We start from the raw sequence: 19,767 nt of genomic DNA on the forward strand, positions 1-19,767 counted from the left end.
GCTACTCCTCGTATCCGTCGGCCAGCTGCAGCACCGTGGCTTCGAAGGCGTCGAGGGCCTTCGCCACGTCTGCCTCGGTGACGTGCTCTTCGGGGTTGTGGCTCACGCCGCCCTTGCACCGAACGAAGATCATGCCGATGTCGGCGATCTCCGCGATGGCCATCGCGTCGTGGCCGGCGCGGGAGAACAGCGACATCGGTCGCGCGTCGCCCGTCGAGCGGATGCCCTCGGCGATCGCGTCGCGCAGCCGACGCGCGCAGACGGCCGCCTTGGCCGAGTGCGTCTGGATGCTCGTGAGCCGCAGCCGTCGTCGCTGGCAGATCTCGAGGATGGCCTCCTCGATCTGCAGCCACACCTTGTCGCGCTCGGTGTCGTATTCGCCGCGCAGGTCGAGGCTGAACTCGACCTTGCCGGGAATCACGTTGACCGCGTCGGGAAAGACCTCGAGGTGGCCGACCGTCGCGATGAGCTGCGCGGATCGTGCGATGCGCTCGATGGTGGTGATGGCCTCGGCTGCCCCCGCGACAGCATCGCGTCGACGTTCGTATGGAGTGCCCGAATGGCCCGCCTGCCCGGTGATCGTGAGCAGGAAGCGGCGGGCCCCCGCGATCGACGAGACGACCCCCAGCGCTTTGTTCTCGTCTTCGAGGTACGGACCTTGTTCGATATGGGTCTCGAGGTAGCCCACGAAGTCGCCGCGCGACCGCGCGGCCTCGCCAACGGCATCCGGATCGAGGCCGAAGTGCACATAGGCATCGCGCAGCGAGACACCGTCTTCGTCTTCAAGCTGCCACCACTCCTCGAGCCAGGTGCCTGCGAGCGCGCGACTGCCGAGCAGAGCGCGGCCGAAGCGGGTGCCCTCTTCGTCGCCGAACGCCACGACCTCGAGGGCGAACGGCAGTTGGCGGCCGGACGACCGGATTCGATCGACGACGGCGATCGCGGAGAGCACGCCGAGGATTCCGTCGTATCGTCCCGCCGAGGGGACCGTGTCGAGATGCGAGCCGAGCAGCAGCGCGGGAAGACCGGGAGTCACTCCTTCGAGCCGCCCGCACTGGTTGCCGGCGGCGTCCTGCCAGGTGGTCATGCCCGCCTCGGTCATCCACCGTCCGGCGAGGGCGTTGACGGCAGCGTGCTGGGGTGAGAGGTAGACGCGCTCGATGAGCCCGTCATCCATCGACGAATAGGTGGCGAGTTCGTCGCAGCGCTCGAGAATCGCCTGCGCGCTCGTCGAGGCCGGCTGCGTCACGCCTCGGCTCCGACCCGTACGGCCCGATCGGCGTCGGCGTAGATCTCGTAGGCCGCGCCGACTCCCCCTCCGGGTGTCACGGATGCGCCGGACCGGCGCAGCACGGCCTCGAGAGCGGCGAGCGTGGTGAGCACGGTGTCACGGCGAGCGTTGTAGCCCATGGTGCCGATACGCCAGACCTTGCCGTGCAGGGGCCCGAACGAGGTACCGATCTCGATTCCGAAGTCGTTCAGCAGCTCGCCGCGCACGGCGTCGCCGTTCACTCCCTCGGGGATCATGACCGCGACGACGTTGTTCATCTTGTGCTCGAGATCGCCGAATACGGCGAGGCCGAGGCCCTGAACCCCGGCCAGCATGGCGGAGCCGTGCAGCCGGTGTCGTTCGACGGCGTTCTCGACGCCTTCCTCGATGAGCAGGCGCGCGCACTCGCGCGCGCCGTAGAGCATCGTGGTGGCCTCGGTGTGGTGGTTGAGCCGCTTCGGCCCCCAGTAGTCGAAGATCATCGCGAGGTCGAAGTAGTTCGAACGAATCGGATGCGAGGCCACCGCGTCGCCGGCCTCGCGAATACCCGCCTCGATACTCTTGCGCGCCACGATGCGTTCCACCGCGGCCGCCGAGAATGTGGAGGGCGCGGAGCCCGACGGGCCGGCCAGGCATTTCTGGAGGCCGGCGGTCACGACATCGATGCCCCAGGCATCCGTTTCGATGGTGTTGCCGCCGAGCGATGCGGTGACGTCGGTGTAGAGGAGCACGCCGTGCTGCGCGCAGATGGCTCCGAGCTCATCGAGCGGCTGGGCCACGGTGGTGGAGGTGTCGCCGTGCACCACGGCGAGCAGCGAGGGCTGCACCTCGACGATGGCGGCCTCGATCGCCTCAGGCGTGAACACCTGGCCCCAGGGAACCTCGATGACGTGCACGTCGGCTCCGCAGCGCTCGGCAATCTCGCGCAGCAGGTGACCGAAGCGGCCGAAGATAGGAACGAGTACCCGGTCGCCCGGCTCGATCAACGAGACGAGGGCGGCCTCGATGCCGGCTCGGGAGGTGCCGTCGACGACCAGCGTCTGCTCGTTCGAGGTCTTGAAGACGCCGCGATAGAGCTCCATGGTCTCGTTCATGTACTCGGTCATCGCGGGGTCGTACTGGCCCACGAGCTGCGCAGACATGGCGCGCAACACCCGCGGGTCGGCGTTGATCGGGCCCGGCCCCATCAGGAGTCGCTGCGGCGGATTGATGGGCTGGGGCAGAGACGAGAGTGAGATGAGCTGACCGCTTTCGCTGAGAATGAATCACCTGTTTCAGGCTTCGATTCTACGGAACCGTCGTTTCACGCGCGTTACAGCTTCGGGGTGCCTACGTTCCCTGAGCTTGTCGAAGGGCCGCAGAGCATCGACTCGGCGCGAATGCACCCTACGGAACGATTTTGGGCGCATCTTCGACGTGTCGATGGAAGCGCTGCCCTTCGACAGGCTCAGCGAACGGCGGCCGCTCAGGAAACGAACGTGGTCGCGATGTCGATGAGCGCCAGGTCGGTGCCCCGTGGTCCGACGAGGCAGAGGCCGGCCGGTGCACCATCGACCTCGAGCAGCGGAACGGACAGTGCGGGGTATCCACCGATGCCCGCGAGGCAGGTCAGGGCGAGCGTCGCCGCCCGGGCAGCGTCGATCTCGGCGGGGTCGGCGGTCAGCGACGGCGCGGTCGACGCCGTCGACGGCAGCAACAGGATGCGCCCGGCCAGGGCCTCGTCGAGCTGGGTGCGAGCGGCCCCGAGCACCTCCCGAGCAGAGGATTCTTCCTCGTCGGTAATCGTCGACGCCACCTCGAAGCGCGACGCGACGTCGTCTGCCAGCACTCCCGGATGAGCGGTGATCCACTCGCCGTGCCGACGCCACGCCTCCGCGCCCTGCACGGTGCGGAACGCCGCGAAGAAACCAGAGATGTCGCCGAGGTCGACGACGCCCACCTCGCCGATCAGCCCCGCGGCCTCGAGCCGGCCCACGGCATCCACCAACGCCCCCTGCATCGCGGGGTCGGCGGCGAAGAGCAGCTCGGTCGAGATCACGAACTGCGGCTCGACAGGCTGCTGCGCGGCGTCGTCGAGCGTGCTCGCGGCAGCGGCGCGCAGCACGGAGGCAGATCTCGTCAGCCATCCGATCGTGTCGAACGACGCGGCCAGCGGCAGCAGCCCGCCCGAGTCGACGGCGCCGTGCGTGGTGCGCAGACCCCAGAGCCCCTGATACGACGCGGGAACCCGGATCGACCCCGCGGTGTCGGTCGCGAGCCCGATGCTGGCGTGCCCCAGGGCCACCGCCGAGGCGGGTCCGCTCGATGAGCCGCCGGGAGTGGCTCCGGCAACCGCCGCGTTCGGCGGGGTGCCGTAGCGCACGTTCTTGCCAGCGATCGAATAGGCGAACTCGTCGGTCTGCGCGATGCCGCGAACGGATGCGCCGGCCGCGAGCAGCGCGGCGAGGGCGGGCGCGTTCGCCTCGGCAGGAGTCGCCTCCGCGAGGTATTCGGGAATGCCAGCGCCGACGGCGAAGCCCCGCACATCGAACAGATCCTTCACCGCGACTGTCTCACCCTCGAGCGCGCCGCCTTTCGAGGCGGTCGAGCCCACCAGCGGATTGCCCAGCACGCGCCAGATCGCCGTGTTCATGGCTGCGGGGGCGCCGGCCACCTGGGCGGACTCGATGACCCAGCCGACGGCATCCGGGCGTCTCGCCCACAGCTGCGTGATGAGCCCACGCCCACCCGAGCGGGGCCGGTTCTCGCTGACGATGAGGGCATGCTCGCTCGAGAGCACGCGCACGTGCAGCGCCGTGACGGTGCGCGTGGGCGCACCACCTCGAGCACCGCGGAACGAGCTGATGCGCTCGTGGCCGACGAGCAACCCTGACGCGTCGCCGCGCAGAGTGGAGTCACCGGGGGCGAACGCCGCGTCGAGCGCCTCGAGGTCGTTGTCGAGAAGCGCGTCTTCGTAGGCCCAGAAGGCGTCGATCAGGCCGTCGGGCAGCTCGCCGGTGACGGAGGTGGGAGAGAGTCGCTCAGCCATGATGTCCTTCGAAATCCGAGACGCGCACACGGGCATGCACACCGGTGACCAGGTCGACGACCTGAGAGATGTTGAAGTCGGTGGCCGCGCTGAGGTAGGCGTAGGCGAGGTCCTCGTCCATGCCGTAGCGGGCATGCAGCAGAGAGATGGCGGCGCGCACGCATTTGCGCAGGGCCTCGTCGAGGTCGTCGTCCATTCCCGTGGGAACGAGGAACTCCGCGGTCTCGGCGAGAGGCCCGACGAGAGCGCCGAACGCCTTCAGCGCCTCGCTCTGCGGCACGACCTCGAAGCGCACGGTCACGCGAAGCGAGGCCTCCATTGCGGTGAGCGCGACCTCGCCGTCGCCCTGGGCGAAGTGCGGGTCGCCGACGTAGGCCAGCGCGCCGTCGACCTGAACCGGGATGTAGAGCGAGCTGCCCTCGGTGAGCAGGTTGATGTCGATGTTTCCGCCGTGCGCGCCGGGCGGTACCGAGTGCGGGCGCGTCATCCCGGCGACGGCCACCCCCATGATCCCGAGGAACGGACGCAGCGGGAACCGCACGGTGTGCTCTGCTCCGGCGACGAGCGGCAGGGTTCCGACCTGGCTTCCGTCGGCCTCGTCGTCGACGGCGGAGAAGACGCTCACCGAGCCCTCGACGAGCGGAAACTCGCCGGGAAGCGCTCCCCTGCCGTGCCTGTTCGAGATCACGCCGTAGGGAACGCGCGGCGTCGCCTCGAGCAGGGTCATCTTCAGCAGATCGCCCGGCTTCGCACCCCGGATGCGGATGGGTCCGGTCACGACGTGCGGCCCGTCGACCTTGGGGTCGCGCTGATATCCGGATGCCGCGAGCGCGATCGCGTCGTCGAGCACGTTCTCGCGCCCCACGCCGTGGCCGACGAAGTACGCGACGGGGTCGCGGCCCTGGTCTTCGAGCACGCCCTCATGACTGAGGGTGTCGATGGTGACCTCGTCACCCGACTCGATGGTGATGACCTCGGTGTCGGCGGCGCAGGGCAGCCTGCCCCAGAGCACGTTCTCGATAGACGCCGGCAGGTAGTGAGCGGCCTGGATGAATCCCTGGCCGGGCTGGAGCGGTGCAGTGAACGGCATCCGAATGCGCGCCTTCCGAAGTCTGGAAAGATGGGAGGGTCGCTTCGAGAGTATCGTGCGCCAGCCGACAGCCCCGCCACGCCCAGAGACATCGAAAGATCAGGTGCACCGTGCTCCGAAGACTCCGCAGCAAGCCCGCCAATCTGCATCTGGGTCTGATGCTCGCCCTCACGTTCTCGACCGGAATCGCCGACGCGGTCGGCTACCTCGGCCTCGACAAGGTCTTCACCGCGAACATGACCGGCAACGTCGTGATCCTCGGAATGGCGATCGCCGGCGCCGACGGTCTGCCCGTCATCGGCCCGCTCGTCGCCCTGTTCGGGTTCATGCTGGGCGCCGCGATCGGCGGCCGCGTACTGCGCCCCGTCAAGGTCGGCTGGACCACCCACAGCACCGTGCTGTTCAGCATCGTGGGCACGGTCATGGTCGGCCTCACGATCGCGCTGTTCGTCTACGACGGGCCTCCCCCGCAGCCCTACGAGTACATCTTCACCGGATGCTTCGCCCTGGTCATGGGCGTGCAGGCCGCGACGGCGCGACACATCGCCGTGAAAGACGTCACCACCGTGGTGGTGACCTCGACCATCACCGGCCTCGCCGCCGACTCGCGACTGGCCGGCGGCTCGGGGCAGCCGTGGTTCCGGCGGGCCGGCGCCATCCTGCTCATCTGCGGGGGCGCCGCCGTGGGCGCGCTGCTGCTTATGATCCACATCGGCTGGGGCGTGGCCCTGGCCGCCTTCATCACTCTTCTGGTCGCCTTGACCGGGCACCTCGCGGGTCGGCCGCACCACGCTCCGGTGGAGCCGGCCGAGGTCGACGCCTCCGCCTGATCAGCGGCGGCGCTGCTCCGACTGCTCGCGATCCCACTCGTCGAAGAAGTCCTGGCTCTTGCTGCGCACCCGGTCGTCGAGTCCGAGGTTTCGCTCCTTGCCCGTGGCGAGCGCCAGTTCCTCCTCGTGCTCGGCCAGCTGTCTGAGCGTGGCCAGCCTGCCCGTGGTGATCTGAGCATCCAGAAGCGCCTGGTCGCGCTCGAGCGCGAACTGCTGGCGCACCCGAGCGATCTCGGTGCGGTCGTGTTCGCGCGCCGTCTCGTCGTGCACCGACTCCTTGTTGCCGAGGTTGCGCAGCAGCTTGATGATCACGGGAAGCAGCTCGATCGCGAAGAACAGCAGGAACACCATGACGTGCGCGAGCCCCGCAGACGGGCTCTCTTTGCTCAATCGATCGAGCGCGGTGAGACGGTTGCTGATGCCATCGCTCGACGACACGGCCGCGTCGTTCTGGGCCTGGAAGTCGGACTTGCGCTGCTCGATCGTGGCGAGGTCTGCCTGCGCCTTGGTGAGCGCGGCCTCGGCCGTGGTCTTCGAGTCCTTCAGCTGCGAGGCTAGGGCGGGCTGCGCCGTCGCGAGTGCCGCGGCGGTTGCTTTCTGCGCCTGGTCGTAGACGGTCTGCGCCGAATCGACGGCCTGTCGCGCGATCTGCGTCACGGCTCCGTCACCGACCTGGCCCGAGCCCCCGGTGCCATTGGCCTCGGCCTGCCACGCGGCGGTCTTGGCGTTGAGATCGGCGAGTGCCGCGTCTTCTGCAGCCTTGGCGGCAGCGTAGGTGGGGTCGGTGAGCGGGTCGACGGCATCGCTCTTGTCGATGATCGCCTGGTTGCTGGCGATCGAGGCTCGCACGGTGTCTTCGGTCGAGAGGATCGGATCGCTGGCGAGCTGGTTGGCGAACGACGTACGCGCCTCGGCCTCCATCACCAGGATCTGAGCGCTGATCTCGGGTGCGAAGATCTGCAGGGTGACCGGCGTCGAGATGACAGTGCCGAGGATCGCGGCCAGCAGCACGCGGGGAACGACGGCGAACGTGGTCTTCCAGGCACCCTTGGTGTTCGAGAGCTGGATCGTGAGAGCGCGGTCGATGGCGAAGATCCCCGCGCCCCAGAAGATGCCCACCGGAATGAACCAGAACCAGTCGGCGTGGAACACCATGCCGAGGGCGAAGGCCATCGACAGAGCGGCCACGGTGGCCGTGAACATCAGGATGAGGGCCATCGACGAGTAGGCCTGCCGATCGCCGGGTGCGCCCTCGATGGCGTCGGGGCGGGCTCCTCCGAGCACGGCGAGGCTGGTGCGGCGCAAACGGCGACGGCGCGCATTCGGCCTCTCGCCGGGCTCGACCGGTGCGGCGGCAGCGGTCGCCTCACCCTCGGTTCCGGATGCCTCGGGCTGGGCATCGATGTCCCGCTCGAACCAGGGCTGCTCCTGCTGCTCGACGGAGAGCTGCTCGGTGGGCGCCGTGGTCATCGGCGAGGTGTCACTCGACAGGTCGACGCCGGACAGCGCCTCGATCGGCACCGTCTCCGCCTCGGGGCGTCGGCGCGGTTTCGGGGTTTCGCTGAACCAGGGCTCCAACTGGGGCCCACTCGATGAGTCGTTTTCGCTCACGCCGAGTCCTTCCTGTTCGAATGATCAGCGGCAAGTATGCACGCACCGACCCTGAGCATCCGGTGAGCATGCCCTCAATCAGCCCTGCGGAGCACTCCGCAGCTTCTGGCAGTGGGCGCAGAAATGCGAGCCGCGATTCATGAAGCTCTCACGCACGATCAGGCGTCCACAGCGCGGGCACGGCTGCCCCTGCCGACCGTAGGCATTGAGGCTGTGCGAGAAGTATCCTGATGCGCCGTTCACGTTCACGTACTGCGCGTCGAAGCTCGTTCCGCCCTCGGCGAGCGCCTTCTCGAGCACGAACCGCACTTCGGTCAGCAGCAGCTTCGCCTTGGCGCGCGACAGCGACGACGACGGCTGGGCGTAGTGGATGCGTGCCGCCCACAGCGACTCGTCGGCGTAGATGTTGCCGATGCCGCTGATGAGGTTCTGGTCGAGCATCGCCCTCTTGATGCCGGTGTTCTTCCGAGCGAGCGAGGCGAAGAACGCGGCGTCACTGAAGGCCGGATCGAGCGGGTCGCGCGCGATGTGCGACACCTGGCCGGGAATGGATGCGAGCTCGCTCCCACGGCCGGCCGCGCGCCCATCGTCGGTCGGCAGCAGAGCGTCGACGGCCATCGAGCCGAAGATGCGCTGGTCGACGAAGTTCACCCAGAACTCGCCGTGCTCGGGATGCTCGATGTGCAGGCGAATGCGCAGCAGGCCGTCTTCCTCGACGCCGGGCGTGCGCAGCAGAACCTGTCCACTCATTCCGAGGTGGGTTACGAGAGCTCGGCCTCCGGCGTCGGTCGCGTCGTCGAGCGGGAACCAGAGGAACTTGCCTCGGCGCACGGCCGAGCGCATCCGGTGCCCCTCGAGCAGGTCGACGAAGGCGCCCGCCGCGGGGACGTGCCGTTTGAGCGAACGCTGGTCGAAGACCTCGACCGCGCTGATGAGCGCGCCTGACACGGCCCGCTCGAGGCCAGCACGCACGACCTCGACCTCGGGGAGTTCGGGCACTCTAGGCCGACGCCACTTCGGTCGGCAGAGCCGCCAGCATCGCCACGGCATCACGAGCGGCGGATGCCTCGGCCTGCTTCTTGGACGGTCCCTCGCCCGTGGCCTGCACCACGACGGCACCAGCCGCGGTCGCTACGCGCACGGTGGCGACGAACACTTTCTGGTGATCGGGCCCGGATTCGCTCAACTCGTAGACGGGAGCGGCCAGGCCCTTCTGGCCCGCGGCCTCCTGCAGGGACGTCTTGGGGTCCATGGAGATGCGGAAGTGACCGGGAGCAGTGGCGAGGGGGGCTACGAGACGAAGCACGAGCGCGGTCGCCGCATCCGGGCCCGCACCCAGATAGCTGGCGCCGATGACGGCCTCCATCGTGTCGGCGAGGATCGACGGCTTGTCTCGACCACCCGTGAGCTCTTCGCCGCGACCGAGTCGAACGAAGCGACCCAGTTCGATGCCTCGGGCGATCTCCGCCAGAGCGACCGTCGACACGAGACTCGCGCGGCGCTTGGCCAGCTCTCCCTCTTCGAGATCGGGAAAACGGCGGTAGAGCATGACCGTGACCGCCTGGCCCAGAATCGAGTCGCCGAGAAACTCGAGGCGCTCGTTCGTGGGGATGCCGCCGTGCTCGTACGAGTACGAGCGGTGGGTCAGGGCGAGCTCGAGCAGATCGTCGGGAAGCTCGATCTGCAAAGTCGCCAAAAGGAGCGACCCGTCGGTTTCGTGTTCAGAAACCATCGAGGCGCTCCTTGGTGACGCATCTGTTGTCGTTGCCGACAGCAGGAGTCTTAGATGTCTGCGACCTTGCGGCCCTTGTACTCCATGAACAGGGGGGTGCCTGCGGAGTCTTCGACGATCTTGGCGCGGTGCGGCAAGCTGTAGACAGTCTTGCCGTTCTCGATCGTCTTGACGAGGGTGGGGGCCGTAGCCTTCCACTGAGCGCGACGCATGCGGGTGGAAGCCCGCGACATCTTTCTCTTCGGAACAGCCATGATCTTCTCTTTTCTCTATCGTTCAGGTCACTCGGGTCGCGCGGAGGCGTCGGTGTCTGCTTGGTCAGTCTGTGTGGAGGCTTCGAAGCCGGCGAGCGCAGCCCAGCGCGGATCGGTGATCTGCTGGGGTTCGTCATGCGGCTGATCGGCCAGCTTCTCACCCGTCTCCGGGTCTAGTCCTGGGCAATCCGGCCGACAGACCGGTTGGAACGGCAGTGAAAGTACCACCGCATCCCTGATCATCGGTTCGAGGTCGACGTGATCGTCGAGAACCGAGTAATCAAAAGCTTCGTCAAGAGAATACGCGAAAACGTCTTGGAATTCGACTTCTACCGGCAGATGGATGTCGGTGAGGCAGCGCCCGCAGACTCCGTCGGCCGTTCCGGAGACATGAACCGACGCCAGGATGCCGTCGTGCAGGCCTTCGAGACGAAGGTCGACATCGAGGATCGAGTCGGCCTGAACGGCCACGAGGCCCTCGCCGAGCTTCTCGGGAACAACGATCTCGAGTTCGTGCTCGCGCATCTCGCCGGGCCGGTGGATGAGGTCGTGCACCCCCACGGTGTAGGGCGTCTTCTTGAATTTGTTCACAACATTCGAGTCTACCGGCGATCGCCGCGCGGCGTCCCCTGAGGGTGCGCAGGAAAAAGTCTTGACACGGCGAGGCAAGCCTGGTTGGTTAGTTACATGAGTAATGAACCAACGAAGGGAACACGTCGTGGATGACTCTCGACCGATCTTCGTGCAGATCGCCGAGCTGATCGAGAACGACATCATCGCCGGTGCCCTTCCCGAAGAGTCGCAGGTTCCATCGACGAACGAGTTCGCCGCATTCCATCGCATCAACCCCGCAACCGCAGGCAAGGGAGTCAATGTGCTCGTCGACGACGGCATCCTCTACAAGAAGCGCGGCATCGGCATGTTCGTCGCATCCGGCGCCCGAGACCGACTGGTGGCCAAGCGCCGAGACCAGTTCCAGAACGAATTCATCGCACCGCTGATGGTCGAGGCAGAGAAGCTCGGCATAGGCGAAACGCAGTTGATCGACATGATCAGAAAGGAAGGCACAGCATGAGTGCAGTAGTAGAGGTGTCTCACCTCACCCGCCGTTTCGGCGAGACGACCGCCGTCGACGACGTCAGCTTCAGCGTCCAGAAGAACACCATCCACGGGCTGCTGGGCCGCAACGGCGCCGGCAAGACGACTCTGATGCAACTGCTGACCGGCCAGGACTTCGCCACCCGCGGCGAGATCCGCATCTTCGGAGAACACCCGGTCGAGAACTCGGGTGTGCTGAAGAACGTGTGCTTCATCAAAGAGAGTCAGCGCTACCCCGACGACTTCAAGCCGCGGCACGTGTTCACCAGCGCTCCCTGGTTCTTTCCCAACTGGGACGCCGCCCTGGCCGAACGCCTCATCGCCGACTTCCGGCTGCCGCTGAATCGCCGCATCAAGAAGCTGTCGCGCGGCCAACTGTCGGCCATCGGGGTCATCGTCGGGCTGGCATCCCGCGCCCCGCTGACGTTCTTCGACGAGCCGTACCTGGGTCTGGATGCCGTGGCGCGGCAGATCTTCTACGACCGGCTCCTCGAGGACTTCGGCGAGCATCCCCGCACGGTGATTCTCTCGACGCACCTCATCGACGAGGTCAGCAACCTGCTCGAGCACGTTCTCGTGATCGACGAGGGCAAGCTGCTCATCGACCAGGACGCGGAGACCCTGCGCGGATCTGCCACCACCGTGGTCGGTACCAGGCAGGGCGTCGACTCGTTCGTCGTCGGCCGAGAGGTGCTGCATCGCGAGGGCATCGGCGGTCTCGCCTCGGTGACGGTCGGCCGTCTCACACCTCAGGATCGCGCACGCGCCACCGAGATGGGCCTCGAGCTGTCGCCCGTGTCGCTGCAGCAACTCGTCGTGCGCCTCACCGGCAGCAGCCAGACAGCATTGGAGCAGAGCGCATGAGCACCCTCACTCAACCGACCATCGACGAGGCGCGGATCGACCGACCTGGCGGGGCCTCGAACATCCTCGCCGTCGTTCGGCTGCACCTCGTGAACCGATACAGCGTCTTCGCCGTGCCGTGGATGATCATGGGGGGCATCTTCGTGGTGAACGTCGCTATCTGGTGGATCATCTTCTCGTCGATCTCGAGCGAGGCAGACAGGGCCGACGCGCGAGACGGCCTCGAATTCTCCGGCGCCCTGTTCTACATCTTCGTCTACATGCTCGTGCTGGGCATCCAGGCCGTTGCCTTCACGTTCCCCTTCGCACTCGGGTTCAGCGTGACGAGGCGTGATTTCTGGCTGGGCAGCGCGCTCACCTTCATCGGGCTCTCGGCGGTCTACAGCGCGGGTCTCACCGTGCTGGCGGCCATCGAGGTGGCGACCGACGGGTGGGGGCTCGGCGGGTCCATGTTCGCGACGTTCTACTTCGGCGGCGCGGACGCGTCGTGGATCGAGCGATTCGGCCTCTACTTCGCGGCGTATCTGTTCTTCTACTTCGTCGGAGCCGCGATCGCGACCATCTACCAGCGCTGGCGCAACAACGGCATGCTCGTTCTGTTCGGCACGCTCGCCCTGCTGTTGGTCGCGGGCATCGCTCTGGCGTCGTTCACCAGCAGCTGGCCGTCGGTCTGGGCCTGGTTCGGCTCGAACGGCCCGTCGGGCGTGATCGCCTGGAGCCTCGTGCCCACCGCGATCGCCGCCATCACGGGCTACTTCATCCTGCGAAGGGCGACGCCGAAGAACTGACGAAAGTCCACACAGCCGCAGCTAGGCGGCCGGCGGGTTGCGGTGCTTGTTCGCCTCGACCACGGCGGCCGCTTCTGCGCGCAGTGCGTCCACCACGGTGCGCACGGCCAGGCGTTCGGCGCGGTCGGGGCGCATCAGAATCGCGATGTGCCGTTCGGCCACGACTCCCTGCAGGTTCTTGAGCACGATGCGGTCGCGATAGGCACCCGCCGCCGTGTAGCACGGGAGCACGGCGACACCGAGGCCCGCCGCGACCAGCGCCTCGGTCACCCGGGTATCGCCGAAGCGCTGAAAGAAGTTCACGGGAACCCCGGCGGCCTCGAAGATGTCGTTGAGCGTGCGCTCGAACGGGTACCCCCAGGGCACCCCGATCCACTGCTCGCCGATGAGGTCGCTCGGCACCAGGAAGTCCTTGTCGGCGAGGCGGTGTCCGGGCGGGAGCGCGATGTCGAGCGGCTCCGTCATCAGCGGCACGGCCAGCAGATTTTTGTCGTTCCAGAAGGCCGCCGGCTTCGGCGAGTGCGCGAGCACGATGTCGAAATCGCTCGTGAGCGACGGGAAACCCTCGGACTCCGGGTCGCGGTCGGAGCAGTGCACCGTGAGGCCGCCGGTCTCGGCCACGCGCTTGAGCATGCCCGGCAGCAGCATCTGACCTGCCGTCGGGAAAGTCGCCAGCGACACCGTGCCCGTGGGGTCGTTGCGGAACTCGTCCCACACGGCCTCGGCCTTCTCGAGCGCGATCGCGACATCGGTCGCACTGCGCGCCAACGCTCGGCCCGCATCGGTCAGGGCGATCCCCCGCCCCACCTTCTCGGTGAGCGGGAGACCGGCCTCGGACTCGAGCTTGCGCAGCTGCTGCGAGATGCCCGAAGCGGTGCGATGGGTGGCCTTGGCCACCTCGGTGATGCTGCCCCGCTCGGCGAGTTCGCGCAGCAGATTGAGTCGTCCGACGTCCATAGTTCGACAGTCTAGAAGCCGAACTAAGGAGTCAGGCTCGAACTCTTCACGTGCGGTACACGATCTAACCTTCGAGACTCGAGAACGCCTGGTCGTAGAGATCGAGCGCCCGAGCCACCTCGTCGTCGGTCACCACGCAGGGCGGCACCACGTGCAGCCTGTTGTCGGCGAAGAAGGGCAGCAGCCCGAGCGACAGCAGCGTCTTCTTGAGCACACCGATCACAGAGGGCGCCACCGGCTCGCGCGTCTCGGGATCGGCGACGAGGTCGAGCGCCCAGAAGACGCCGAGCCCGCGCACCTCGCCGATGATCGTCGGATGCTTGGCCTGCAGCGCGCGAAGGCCCGGTCCGATGACATCCGCACCCACACGCTTCGCGTTCGCGACGATGCCCTCGCTCTCCATGGCGTCGAGCGCCCCGACGATCGAGGCCATGGCGAGCGGATGCCCCGAGTACGTGAGCCCTCCGGGGAACACCGTCTCGTCGAACGTGGCCGCGATCGACGGCGAGATGATGACGCCGCCCACGGGAACGTAGCCCGAGTTGACGCCCTTCGCGAAGGTGATGAGGTCGGGCACGACGAGGCCCCCGTCGTCGGCCAGTGACTGGAACGCGAACCAGTCACCGGTGCGGCCGAAGCCGGCCATGACCTCGTCGAAGATCAGCACGATACCGAACTCGTCGGCAAGTGCCCGCACCCCCGCGAGGTAGCCGGGCGGGGGCACGAGAACACCAGCGGTGCCCGGGATCGTCTCGATCAGGATCGCCGCGATCGACGACGCGCCCTCGCTCTGGACGACACGGCGCAGATGGTGCAGAGCCCGCTCGCTCTCCTCGGCCGGGCTGGTGCTCCAGAATTCCGAGCGATACGAGAACGGACCGAAGAAGTGCACGTGTCCGCGCGCGTACTCATTGGGAACACGACGCCAGTCCCCCGTGGCCACCACGGCGGCGCCGGTGTTGCCGTGATACGAGCGATACGCCGACAGCACCTTGTCGCGCCCCGTGTAGAGCCGCGCCATGCGGATCGCGTTCTCGTTGGCATCCGCCCCGCCGTTGGTGAAGAACACCTTGCCGAAGCCCGATCCTGCACGATCGAGGATGCGCCGGGCCGCCTCGCCTCGGGCGAGGTTGGCGTGGGCGGGGGCGACGGTGGTGAGAACGTCGGCCTGAGCCTTGATCGCGTCTCGCACCGCCGGGTGCTGGTGGCCGATGTTCACGTTGACGAGCTGGCTCGAGAAGTCGAGGAACTCGTTGCCGTCGTGATCCCACACCCGCGTGCCCGACCCGCCCGCGATGACCATGGGGTCGAGGGCGGCCTGCGCCGACCAGGAGTGGAAGACGTAGGCCCGGTCGAGGTCGTACGCGCGCTTGCCGTCGTCAGAGGTGGGAATCACGGTGGTGCCTGTTCTTTCTGTGTTGTGTTCCCTGAGCCTGTCGGAGGGAAGTTCTTCGACAGGCTCCCTTCGACAAGCTCAGGGAACGATGGTGATGGTGAAACTGGGTGTTACTCGCCGCCGGCCTTCAGTGTGACGTCGATGGGTGTGAAGTCGGCACCTTCGGTGTCGACTCCTTCGTCTTTCAACTCGGCCAGCGCTTTCTCGACGTACTCATTGGTGTGAGCGGATGCCGGTGGCTCGGCCGAGATCACGGTCGCGCCGGTCTCGTTCTTCGTTCCCATGGCGATGTCGACGGTCTGCTTCCAGGCGTCCTCGTCGATCATGCCGATGCCGCCGGAGGTCGACGGCCAGATCAGCTTGTTGACCTCGTTGGTCATCCACAGCTGGTGGCTCTCACCGAGCGTCGAGCCCGCGGCGGTCACGATGGCCGCGGCCTCCTCGGGGTTGTCCTTCGCGTAGATCCATCCCTTGATCGAGGCCTTGATGAATTTGACGGTCTGGTCTGCGTAGGCGTCATCGTCGGCGAGCTTGGCCGAATCGGCCCAGATCGCGTCCTGAAGCATGGCCGTGCCCTCCTTGTTCCAGTCGATCACGTTGAGGTCGTCGGGGGTGAACAACTCGCCCGTCGCCGGGTTCACCGACTCGAGTACCTGTGCGTATTCGTTGTAGGTCATGGCCTGGGCCGCATCGATGTCGCCGGCGAGGAAGCCGTTCATATCGAAAGCCTGCTGCACCAGGTCGATCTTCGAGGCGTCAACTCCGGCCTTCTGCATACCGGCGAAGAGTTCCCACTCGTTGCCGTAGCCCCAGCTGCCGACCTTCTTGCCCTCGAGATCGGCGGCGGTCGTGATGTTCTTGTCTTTCATCGAGATCTGCGTGGTGGCGCTGCGTTCGAAGATCTGCGCCACGTCGGTGATCTCGGCGCCCTGTTCGATCGAGCCGAGCACCTTGGGAACCCACGAGATCGCGTAGTCGGCGTCTCCGCCCGACAGCACGTCCTGCGGAACGATGTCGGCGCCGCCCTCGAGGATCGTGACGTCGAGGCCCTCGTCTTCGTAGTAGCCCTGGTCGAGCGCTGCGTAGTAGCCAGCGAACTGCGCCTGTGCGAACCACTGCAACTGAAGAGTCACGGGGGTGAGCTCGCCGCTCGCGGAATCCGTGGAGTCGTCGGAACCGCTCGAACTGCAGCCCGCGAGCGCGAGAGCCGAGACAGCCGCGATGGCGCCGGTGACAATGAGGCGTTTGCTGTGTTTCATTGTTCCTCCTGTGATGGTGCGGTGAATGGTGCAGGGCCGCCAGAAAGAGGCGGACGTTCTAGGGGGTCGAGACAGAGGCGCGGTGCGGGGAGACGAGCTTCTCGAGACCCAGCGTCACGACGTAGAAGACGAGTCCGAGAAGAATGGCGCCGAGCACGTAGGCGTAGGCGAGCGAGTAGTTGCTCGACGCAGCGGCCGAGGTGATCGACTTGCCGAGTCCACCGATCGGGCCTCCGAAGTACTCTCCGATGAGGGCGGAGATCACGGCCAGGCTCGACGCGATGCGCAGCCCGATGAACAAGAACGGAACCGCACCGGGCAAGGTCACGGCACGCGTCGACTGCCACGCCGACGCACCGTAGGCCCTCATGAGATCGCGGTGCACGGGCCTGGCCTGACGCAGACCGCGCAGAGTGTTGAGGTAGACCGGAATGAAGACGGCGAGCGCGGCGACGAGTTGCCTCGCCGTCTCTTTGTCGGCACCGAACATCGTGTAGAACACCGGGGCCAGGGCGACGATCGGAATCACCGACGCGGCTGCCACCAAGGGCGCGCTCAGCTCGTCGGTGAGAGGCAGCACGGTGGCGATGATCGCCGCAATGATGCCGACGATCGCGCCGATCAGCAGACCGATGAGAGCGTTCGCGCCGGTCACCAGGCTCGCCGTCCACACGCTCGAGACGCTCGACGAGAACTCCGTCGCGATCGACACGGGTGAGGGCAGAACGAACGGCTTGATCTCGAGCACCACCACGGCGAGCTGCCAAAGCGCGACCGCGAGCACGCCGAGAAGGATCGGCGCGAGGATCGTGCGCGGCATCGACGCGGACTGTTTCATCGTTGGTCGACCCCTCGCACCGCGGACGCCCCGGCCGGTTCTCCGTGCAGGCTCTCGCGCACGGCCACCACGGCCTCGAAGAAGCTGTCGGCCTCGCGCAGACCCTCGTCGCGCCCTTCCGCGCGCCCGAGGTCGACAGCGATGACGTCTCGGATGCGACCCGGGCGCGGTGACATCACGACGACCCTGTTCGAGAGAAAGACCGCCTCGGGGATCGAGTGCGTGACGAAGACCACCGCTGCCCCTGTCTCAGCGCAGATGCGCACGAGTTCGGTCTGCATGCGCTCGCGCGTCATCTCGTCGAGAGCGCCGAACGGTTCGTCCATCAGCAGAAGACCGGGGCTCTCGGCGAGCGAGCGGGCGATCGCGACGCGCTGCTGCATTCCGCCGGAGAGCTGGTCGGGGTATTTGTCGGCGAAGTCCAAGAGCCCGACGAGCGCGAGCAGCTCGGAGGAGCGCGCCGCCCGATCGGCCTTGCCGACCTTGTGCAGCTCGAGCGGAAGCTCGATGTTCGCGCGCACCGTTCGCCAGGGCAGCAGGCCCGCCTGTTGAAACGCGATGCCGTAGGCCTGATCGATACGAGCCTGCCTGGCCGTCTTGCCGAAGACCTCGATCGATCCGCTCGTGGGCGAGTCGAGGTCGGCGATGAGTCGCAGCAGCGTCGACTTCCCGCATCCCGACGGCCCGATGAGCGAGACGAACTCGCCCGGCGCGATCGTGAGGTCGACGGCCTCGAGCGCCGTCACATCCGCGCCCTTGCGAGCGGCAAACACCTTGCTCACGCCGGCCACAGAGACGGCCGCGGGGTGGGTGGATGCGATGGGCTGGCCCTGTGCAGACGTTTCGGTGCTCATGCGGGGGTCTCTCCTCGACGGTAACGGGTGAGGGCGAGGCCGATCAGGGCGACGACGCCCGCGGCCAGGAGGCCGACGACGACGGCTCCGAAAATCGGTGCCCACGGTTTGGCCGGGTCTCCCCCGGCCGCGGCGGCGTACTCCACGATCATGCGCCCGATGCCGCCGCGCAGTCCGATCGAGACCTCGGCCACCACGGTGCCGATCACGGCGTTGGCTGCGGCGAGGCGCAGGGCGGGAAGGAGATAGGGCACACTCGCCGGCAGACGGAGCCTGATGAGGGTCGCCCACCATCCGACCGAGTAGGTGCGCATCAATTCGACGTGGTTCACATCGGGAGACTCGAGTCCGCGAAGCGCTCCGATCGAGACGGGGAAGAACGCCAGGTACGACGCGATCAGGGCCACCGACATCCAGTTCTCCCAGCTGAACGAACCGATCTCGATCTGCGATCCCCATCGCTTGACCAGCGGAGCGATGGCGATGAGCGGCACGGTCTGGCTGAGCACGATCCAGGGAAGCAGCGCAGACTCCGCCGTGCGGAACCGCTGCATGACGACGGCGAGGAGCATGCCCACGACGACGCCCACGAGCCAGCCCACCGCGGCCACACCGAGGCTGAAGAACGACGCCTGCAGCACGGCCTGCCACATCATCTCGTCGTCACCGGCCGAGCGAACAGGGCGGAACAACCGGGCCACCATGTCCCACACGTGGGGCATGGCCAAGTCGCTCGTGCGCGGAAGCACGGTCAGGTCGCCGAGCACCACGCCCGTGGCAGGGCCGAGCGCCTTGTACAGCTCCCACACGGCGGCCAGCACCACGACTCCGAGCACTCCGAGGAGTACGCGGCGCACGAGCGGGGAGCCGGTTCGGGTCATGCCTTGGCCGTGATGTGCTCTTTGAGCGCGGGGATGACCATCTCGCCGTACACGCGCAGGGTCTCCTCTTTGTTGTCGTGCTGGAGGTAACCCGCGAACTGGGTCACGCCGATGTCCTTCAACTTCTTGAGCTTCTCGATGTGCTCGTCTGCGGTTCCGAGCAGACAGAAGCGGTCGACGATCTCATCGGGCACGAATGCCGTGTGACTGTTGCCCGCACGGCCGTGCTCGTTGTAGTCGTAGCCCTCCCGATCTTTGATGTAGTCGGTCAGAGCCGTGGGAACAGAGGAGTCGGCACCGTACTTCGAGACGATGTCGGCCACATGATTGCCGACCATGCCGCCGAACCAACGGCACTGATCGCGCATGTGCTGCCAGTCGTCGCCGATGTACATCGGAGCCGCGACGCAGAAGGCGATCTCGTCGGGATCGCGGCCGACGTTCTCCGCGGCCGAACGAACCGTCTTGATCATCCACTCGGCGATGTCGAGGTCGGCCAGCTGCAGGATGAAGCCGTCGCCGACCTCACCCGTGAGCTTCAAGGCGAGCGGACCGTAGGCGGCGACCCAGACATCCAGCTCGCTGCCGACGCTCCACGGAAAGCGCAGCTCGGCGCCGTTGTACTCGACCGGTCGGGAGTTGGCGAGTTCACGGATGACGTGAATGGACTCGCGCAACGCCTTCAGAGTGGTCGGAGCGCCATTGGTGACGCGCACCGCCGAGTCGCCCCGCCCGATGCCCATGATGGTGCGGTTGCCGTACATCTCGTTGAGCGTGGCGTAGAGCGATGCCGTGACGGTCCAGTCGCGCGTGGCCGGATTCGTGACCATCGGGCCGACCTTCACGCGGTGGGTCTCGTTCAAGATCTGGCTGTAGATCACGTAGGGCTCCTGCCAGAGCAGGTGCGAGTCGAACGTCCACACGTACTCGAAGCCGTGCTGCTCAGCGAGCTTGGCGAGATGCACCGTGCGGGAGGCGGGCGGATTGGTCTGAAGTACTGCGCCGAATTCCATGGGG

The 19,767-nt window shown here is 66.8% G+C and carries 20 protein-coding genes; 4 read left to right on the forward strand and 16 right to left on the reverse strand.

Features of this window, described 5'->3' with window-relative positions; translation table 11 throughout:
- Window position 1: 1 nt before the first annotated feature.
- The 4 genes from ASE64_RS01545 to ASE64_RS01560 form a co-directional block, all read right to left on the reverse strand.
- Entirely contained in the window at window positions 2-1,249 is a 1,248-nt protein-coding gene (locus ASE64_RS01545; RefSeq protein WP_055774952.1) for an allantoate amidohydrolase, read from the reverse strand.
- Window positions 1,246-2,457, reverse strand: coding sequence for a pyridoxal-phosphate-dependent aminotransferase family protein (locus ASE64_RS01550; protein WP_082465826.1), 1,212 nt, complete (start codon window positions 2,455-2,457; stop codon window positions 1,246-1,248). The genes ASE64_RS01545 and ASE64_RS01550 overlap by 4 nt, the downstream gene beginning before the upstream one ends.
- Before the next feature lie 278 nt (window positions 2,458-2,735).
- Window positions 2,736-4,298: an AtzH-like domain-containing protein gene (locus ASE64_RS01555; RefSeq protein WP_055774958.1), complete on the reverse strand. Its 1,563-nt coding sequence runs from the start codon at window positions 4,296-4,298 to the stop codon at window positions 2,736-2,738.
- On the reverse strand, window positions 4,291-5,388 hold the full coding sequence (locus ASE64_RS01560; RefSeq protein WP_055774961.1) for an acetamidase/formamidase family protein: 1,098 nt from the start codon (window positions 5,386-5,388) through the stop codon (window positions 4,291-4,293). Before ASE64_RS01560 ends, ASE64_RS01555 begins: the two co-directional genes overlap by 8 nt.
- A 110-nt stretch (window positions 5,389-5,498) precedes the next feature.
- Here ASE64_RS01560 and ASE64_RS01565 point away from each other — a divergent pair, with 110 nt between their 5' ends.
- The gene (locus ASE64_RS01565) at window positions 5,499-6,218 is read left to right on the forward strand and encodes a YoaK family protein (RefSeq protein WP_235480464.1); all 720 of its coding nucleotides are present in this window, start codon (window positions 5,499-5,501) and stop codon (window positions 6,216-6,218) included.
- On the opposite strand, the gene ASE64_RS01570 is transcribed toward ASE64_RS01565, so the two are convergent.
- From ASE64_RS01570 to ASE64_RS01590, 5 genes are all read right to left on the reverse strand, one after another.
- A complete protein-coding gene (locus ASE64_RS01570) occupies window positions 6,219-7,829 on the reverse strand; it encodes a DUF4407 domain-containing protein (protein WP_156351591.1) in 1,611 nt (536 codons plus the stop codon).
- 78 nt (window positions 7,830-7,907) lie between these two features.
- On the reverse strand, window positions 7,908-8,828 hold the full coding sequence (gene mutM, locus ASE64_RS01575) for a bifunctional DNA-formamidopyrimidine glycosylase/DNA-(apurinic or apyrimidinic site) lyase (RefSeq protein WP_055774966.1): 921 nt from the start codon (window positions 8,826-8,828) through the stop codon (window positions 7,908-7,910).
- Between the two features lies 1 nt (window position 8,829).
- The gene (gene rnc / locus ASE64_RS01580) at window positions 8,830-9,561 is read right to left on the reverse strand and encodes a ribonuclease III (RefSeq protein ID WP_055774969.1); all 732 of its coding nucleotides are present in this window, start codon (window positions 9,559-9,561) and stop codon (window positions 8,830-8,832) included.
- Between the two features lie 50 nt (window positions 9,562-9,611).
- Window positions 9,612-9,815: a 50S ribosomal protein L32 gene (rpmF, locus tag ASE64_RS01585; protein ID WP_044442139.1), complete on the reverse strand. Its 204-nt coding sequence runs from the start codon at window positions 9,813-9,815 to the stop codon at window positions 9,612-9,614.
- A gap of 27 nt (window positions 9,816-9,842) precedes the next feature.
- Window positions 9,843-10,406, reverse strand: a complete 564-nt coding sequence (locus tag ASE64_RS01590) for a YceD family protein (RefSeq protein ID WP_442853824.1) — start codon at window positions 10,404-10,406, stop codon at window positions 9,843-9,845.
- Between the two features lie 103 nt (window positions 10,407-10,509).
- Between ASE64_RS01590 and ASE64_RS01595 the strand changes: the two genes are divergently transcribed.
- Genes ASE64_RS01595 through ASE64_RS01605 form a run of 3 tightly spaced genes read left to right on the forward strand, consistent with a single transcriptional unit; the run spans window position 10,510 to window position 12,565 of the window.
- Window positions 10,510-10,890 (forward strand): GntR family transcriptional regulator, encoded by a 381-nt coding sequence (locus ASE64_RS01595; protein ID WP_181035688.1) that lies wholly within the window; start codon window positions 10,510-10,512, stop codon window positions 10,888-10,890.
- Window positions 10,887-11,777: an ABC transporter ATP-binding protein gene (locus tag ASE64_RS01600; RefSeq protein ID WP_055774977.1), complete on the forward strand. Its 891-nt coding sequence runs from the start codon at window positions 10,887-10,889 to the stop codon at window positions 11,775-11,777. Before ASE64_RS01595 ends, ASE64_RS01600 begins: the two co-directional genes overlap by 4 nt.
- The gene (locus ASE64_RS01605) at window positions 11,774-12,565 is read left to right on the forward strand and encodes a hypothetical protein (protein WP_055774981.1); all 792 of its coding nucleotides are present in this window, start codon (window positions 11,774-11,776) and stop codon (window positions 12,563-12,565) included. The genes ASE64_RS01600 and ASE64_RS01605 overlap by 4 nt, the downstream gene beginning before the upstream one ends.
- A gap of 21 nt (window positions 12,566-12,586) precedes the next feature.
- On the opposite strand, the gene ASE64_RS01610 is transcribed toward ASE64_RS01605, so the two are convergent.
- From ASE64_RS01610 to ASE64_RS01640, 7 genes are all read right to left on the reverse strand, one after another.
- Complete coding sequence (locus ASE64_RS01610; RefSeq protein WP_055774985.1) at window positions 12,587-13,522, reverse strand: LysR family transcriptional regulator; 936 nt, start codon at window positions 13,520-13,522, stop codon at window positions 12,587-12,589.
- Window positions 13,523-13,586: 64 nt separating this feature from the next.
- Window positions 13,587-14,915: an aspartate aminotransferase family protein gene (locus ASE64_RS01615; protein ID WP_442853827.1), complete on the reverse strand. Its 1,329-nt coding sequence runs from the start codon at window positions 14,913-14,915 to the stop codon at window positions 13,587-13,589.
- A gap of 113 nt (window positions 14,916-15,028) precedes the next feature.
- On the reverse strand, window positions 15,029-16,177 hold the full coding sequence (locus ASE64_RS01620; protein ID WP_055774991.1) for an ABC transporter substrate-binding protein: 1,149 nt from the start codon (window positions 16,175-16,177) through the stop codon (window positions 15,029-15,031).
- 58 nt (window positions 16,178-16,235) lie between these two features.
- Window positions 16,236-17,015, reverse strand: a complete 780-nt coding sequence (locus ASE64_RS01625) for an ABC transporter permease (RefSeq protein ID WP_055774994.1) — start codon at window positions 17,013-17,015, stop codon at window positions 16,236-16,238.
- Window positions 17,012-17,869 carry an ABC transporter ATP-binding protein gene (locus tag ASE64_RS01630; RefSeq protein ID WP_055774997.1) on the reverse strand — a complete coding sequence of 286 codons (858 nt, stop codon included), beginning with the start codon at window positions 17,867-17,869 and terminating at the stop codon, window positions 17,012-17,014. The genes ASE64_RS01625 and ASE64_RS01630 overlap by 4 nt, the downstream gene beginning before the upstream one ends.
- Window positions 17,866-18,750: an ABC transporter permease gene (locus ASE64_RS01635; protein ID WP_055774999.1), complete on the reverse strand. Its 885-nt coding sequence runs from the start codon at window positions 18,748-18,750 to the stop codon at window positions 17,866-17,868. Before ASE64_RS01635 ends, ASE64_RS01630 begins: the two co-directional genes overlap by 4 nt.
- Window positions 18,747-19,763, reverse strand: a complete 1,017-nt coding sequence (locus ASE64_RS01640; protein WP_055775002.1) for a TIGR03842 family LLM class F420-dependent oxidoreductase — start codon at window positions 19,761-19,763, stop codon at window positions 18,747-18,749. The genes ASE64_RS01635 and ASE64_RS01640 overlap by 4 nt, the downstream gene beginning before the upstream one ends.
- Between the last annotated feature and the right edge of the window lie 4 nt (window positions 19,764-19,767).

It is taken from the genome of Agreia sp. Leaf210 (assembly GCF_001421485.1).
In the GTDB taxonomy this organism is placed as follows: domain Bacteria; phylum Actinomycetota; class Actinomycetes; order Actinomycetales; family Microbacteriaceae; genus Agreia.

Excerpts from the sequence above, each read along its gene's own strand:
- ASE64_RS01625 (WP_055774994.1), bottom strand. The coding sequence starts at position 17,015 with ATGAAACAGTCCGCGTCGATGCCGCGCACGATCCTCGCGCCGATCCTT.
- ASE64_RS01610 (WP_055774985.1), bottom strand. The coding sequence starts at position 13,522 with ATGGACGTCGGACGACTCAATCTGCTGCGCGAACTCGCCGAGCGGGGC.
- ASE64_RS01620 (WP_055774991.1), bottom strand. The coding sequence starts at position 16,177 with ATGAAACACAGCAAACGCCTCATTGTCACCGGCGCCATCGCGGCTGTC.
- ASE64_RS01600 (WP_055774977.1), top strand. The coding sequence starts at position 10,887 with ATGAGTGCAGTAGTAGAGGTGTCTCACCTCACCCGCCGTTTCGGCGAG.
- ASE64_RS01605 (WP_055774981.1), top strand. The coding sequence starts at position 11,774 with ATGAGCACCCTCACTCAACCGACCATCGACGAGGCGCGGATCGACCGA.
- ASE64_RS01555 (WP_055774958.1), bottom strand. The coding sequence starts at position 4,298 with ATGGCTGAGCGACTCTCTCCCACCTCCGTCACCGGCGAGCTGCCCGAC.
- ASE64_RS01550 (WP_082465826.1), bottom strand. The coding sequence starts at position 2,457 with ATGGGGCCGGGCCCGATCAACGCCGACCCGCGGGTGTTGCGCGCCATG.
- ASE64_RS01630 (WP_055774997.1), bottom strand. The coding sequence starts at position 17,869 with ATGAGCACCGAAACGTCTGCACAGGGCCAGCCCATCGCATCCACCCAC.
- ASE64_RS01640 (WP_055775002.1), bottom strand. The coding sequence starts at position 19,763 with ATGGAATTCGGCGCAGTACTTCAGACCAATCCGCCCGCCTCCCGCACG.
- rpmF (WP_044442139.1), bottom strand. The coding sequence starts at position 9,815 with ATGGCTGTTCCGAAGAGAAAGATGTCGCGGGCTTCCACCCGCATGCGT.
- ASE64_RS01560 (WP_055774961.1), bottom strand. The coding sequence starts at position 5,388 with ATGCCGTTCACTGCACCGCTCCAGCCCGGCCAGGGATTCATCCAGGCC.
- ASE64_RS01635 (WP_055774999.1), bottom strand. The coding sequence starts at position 18,750 with ATGACCCGAACCGGCTCCCCGCTCGTGCGCCGCGTACTCCTCGGAGTG.
- rnc (WP_055774969.1), bottom strand. The coding sequence starts at position 9,561 with ATGGTTTCTGAACACGAAACCGACGGGTCGCTCCTTTTGGCGACTTTG.
- ASE64_RS01595 (WP_181035688.1), top strand. The coding sequence starts at position 10,510 with ATGAACCAACGAAGGGAACACGTCGTGGATGACTCTCGACCGATCTTC.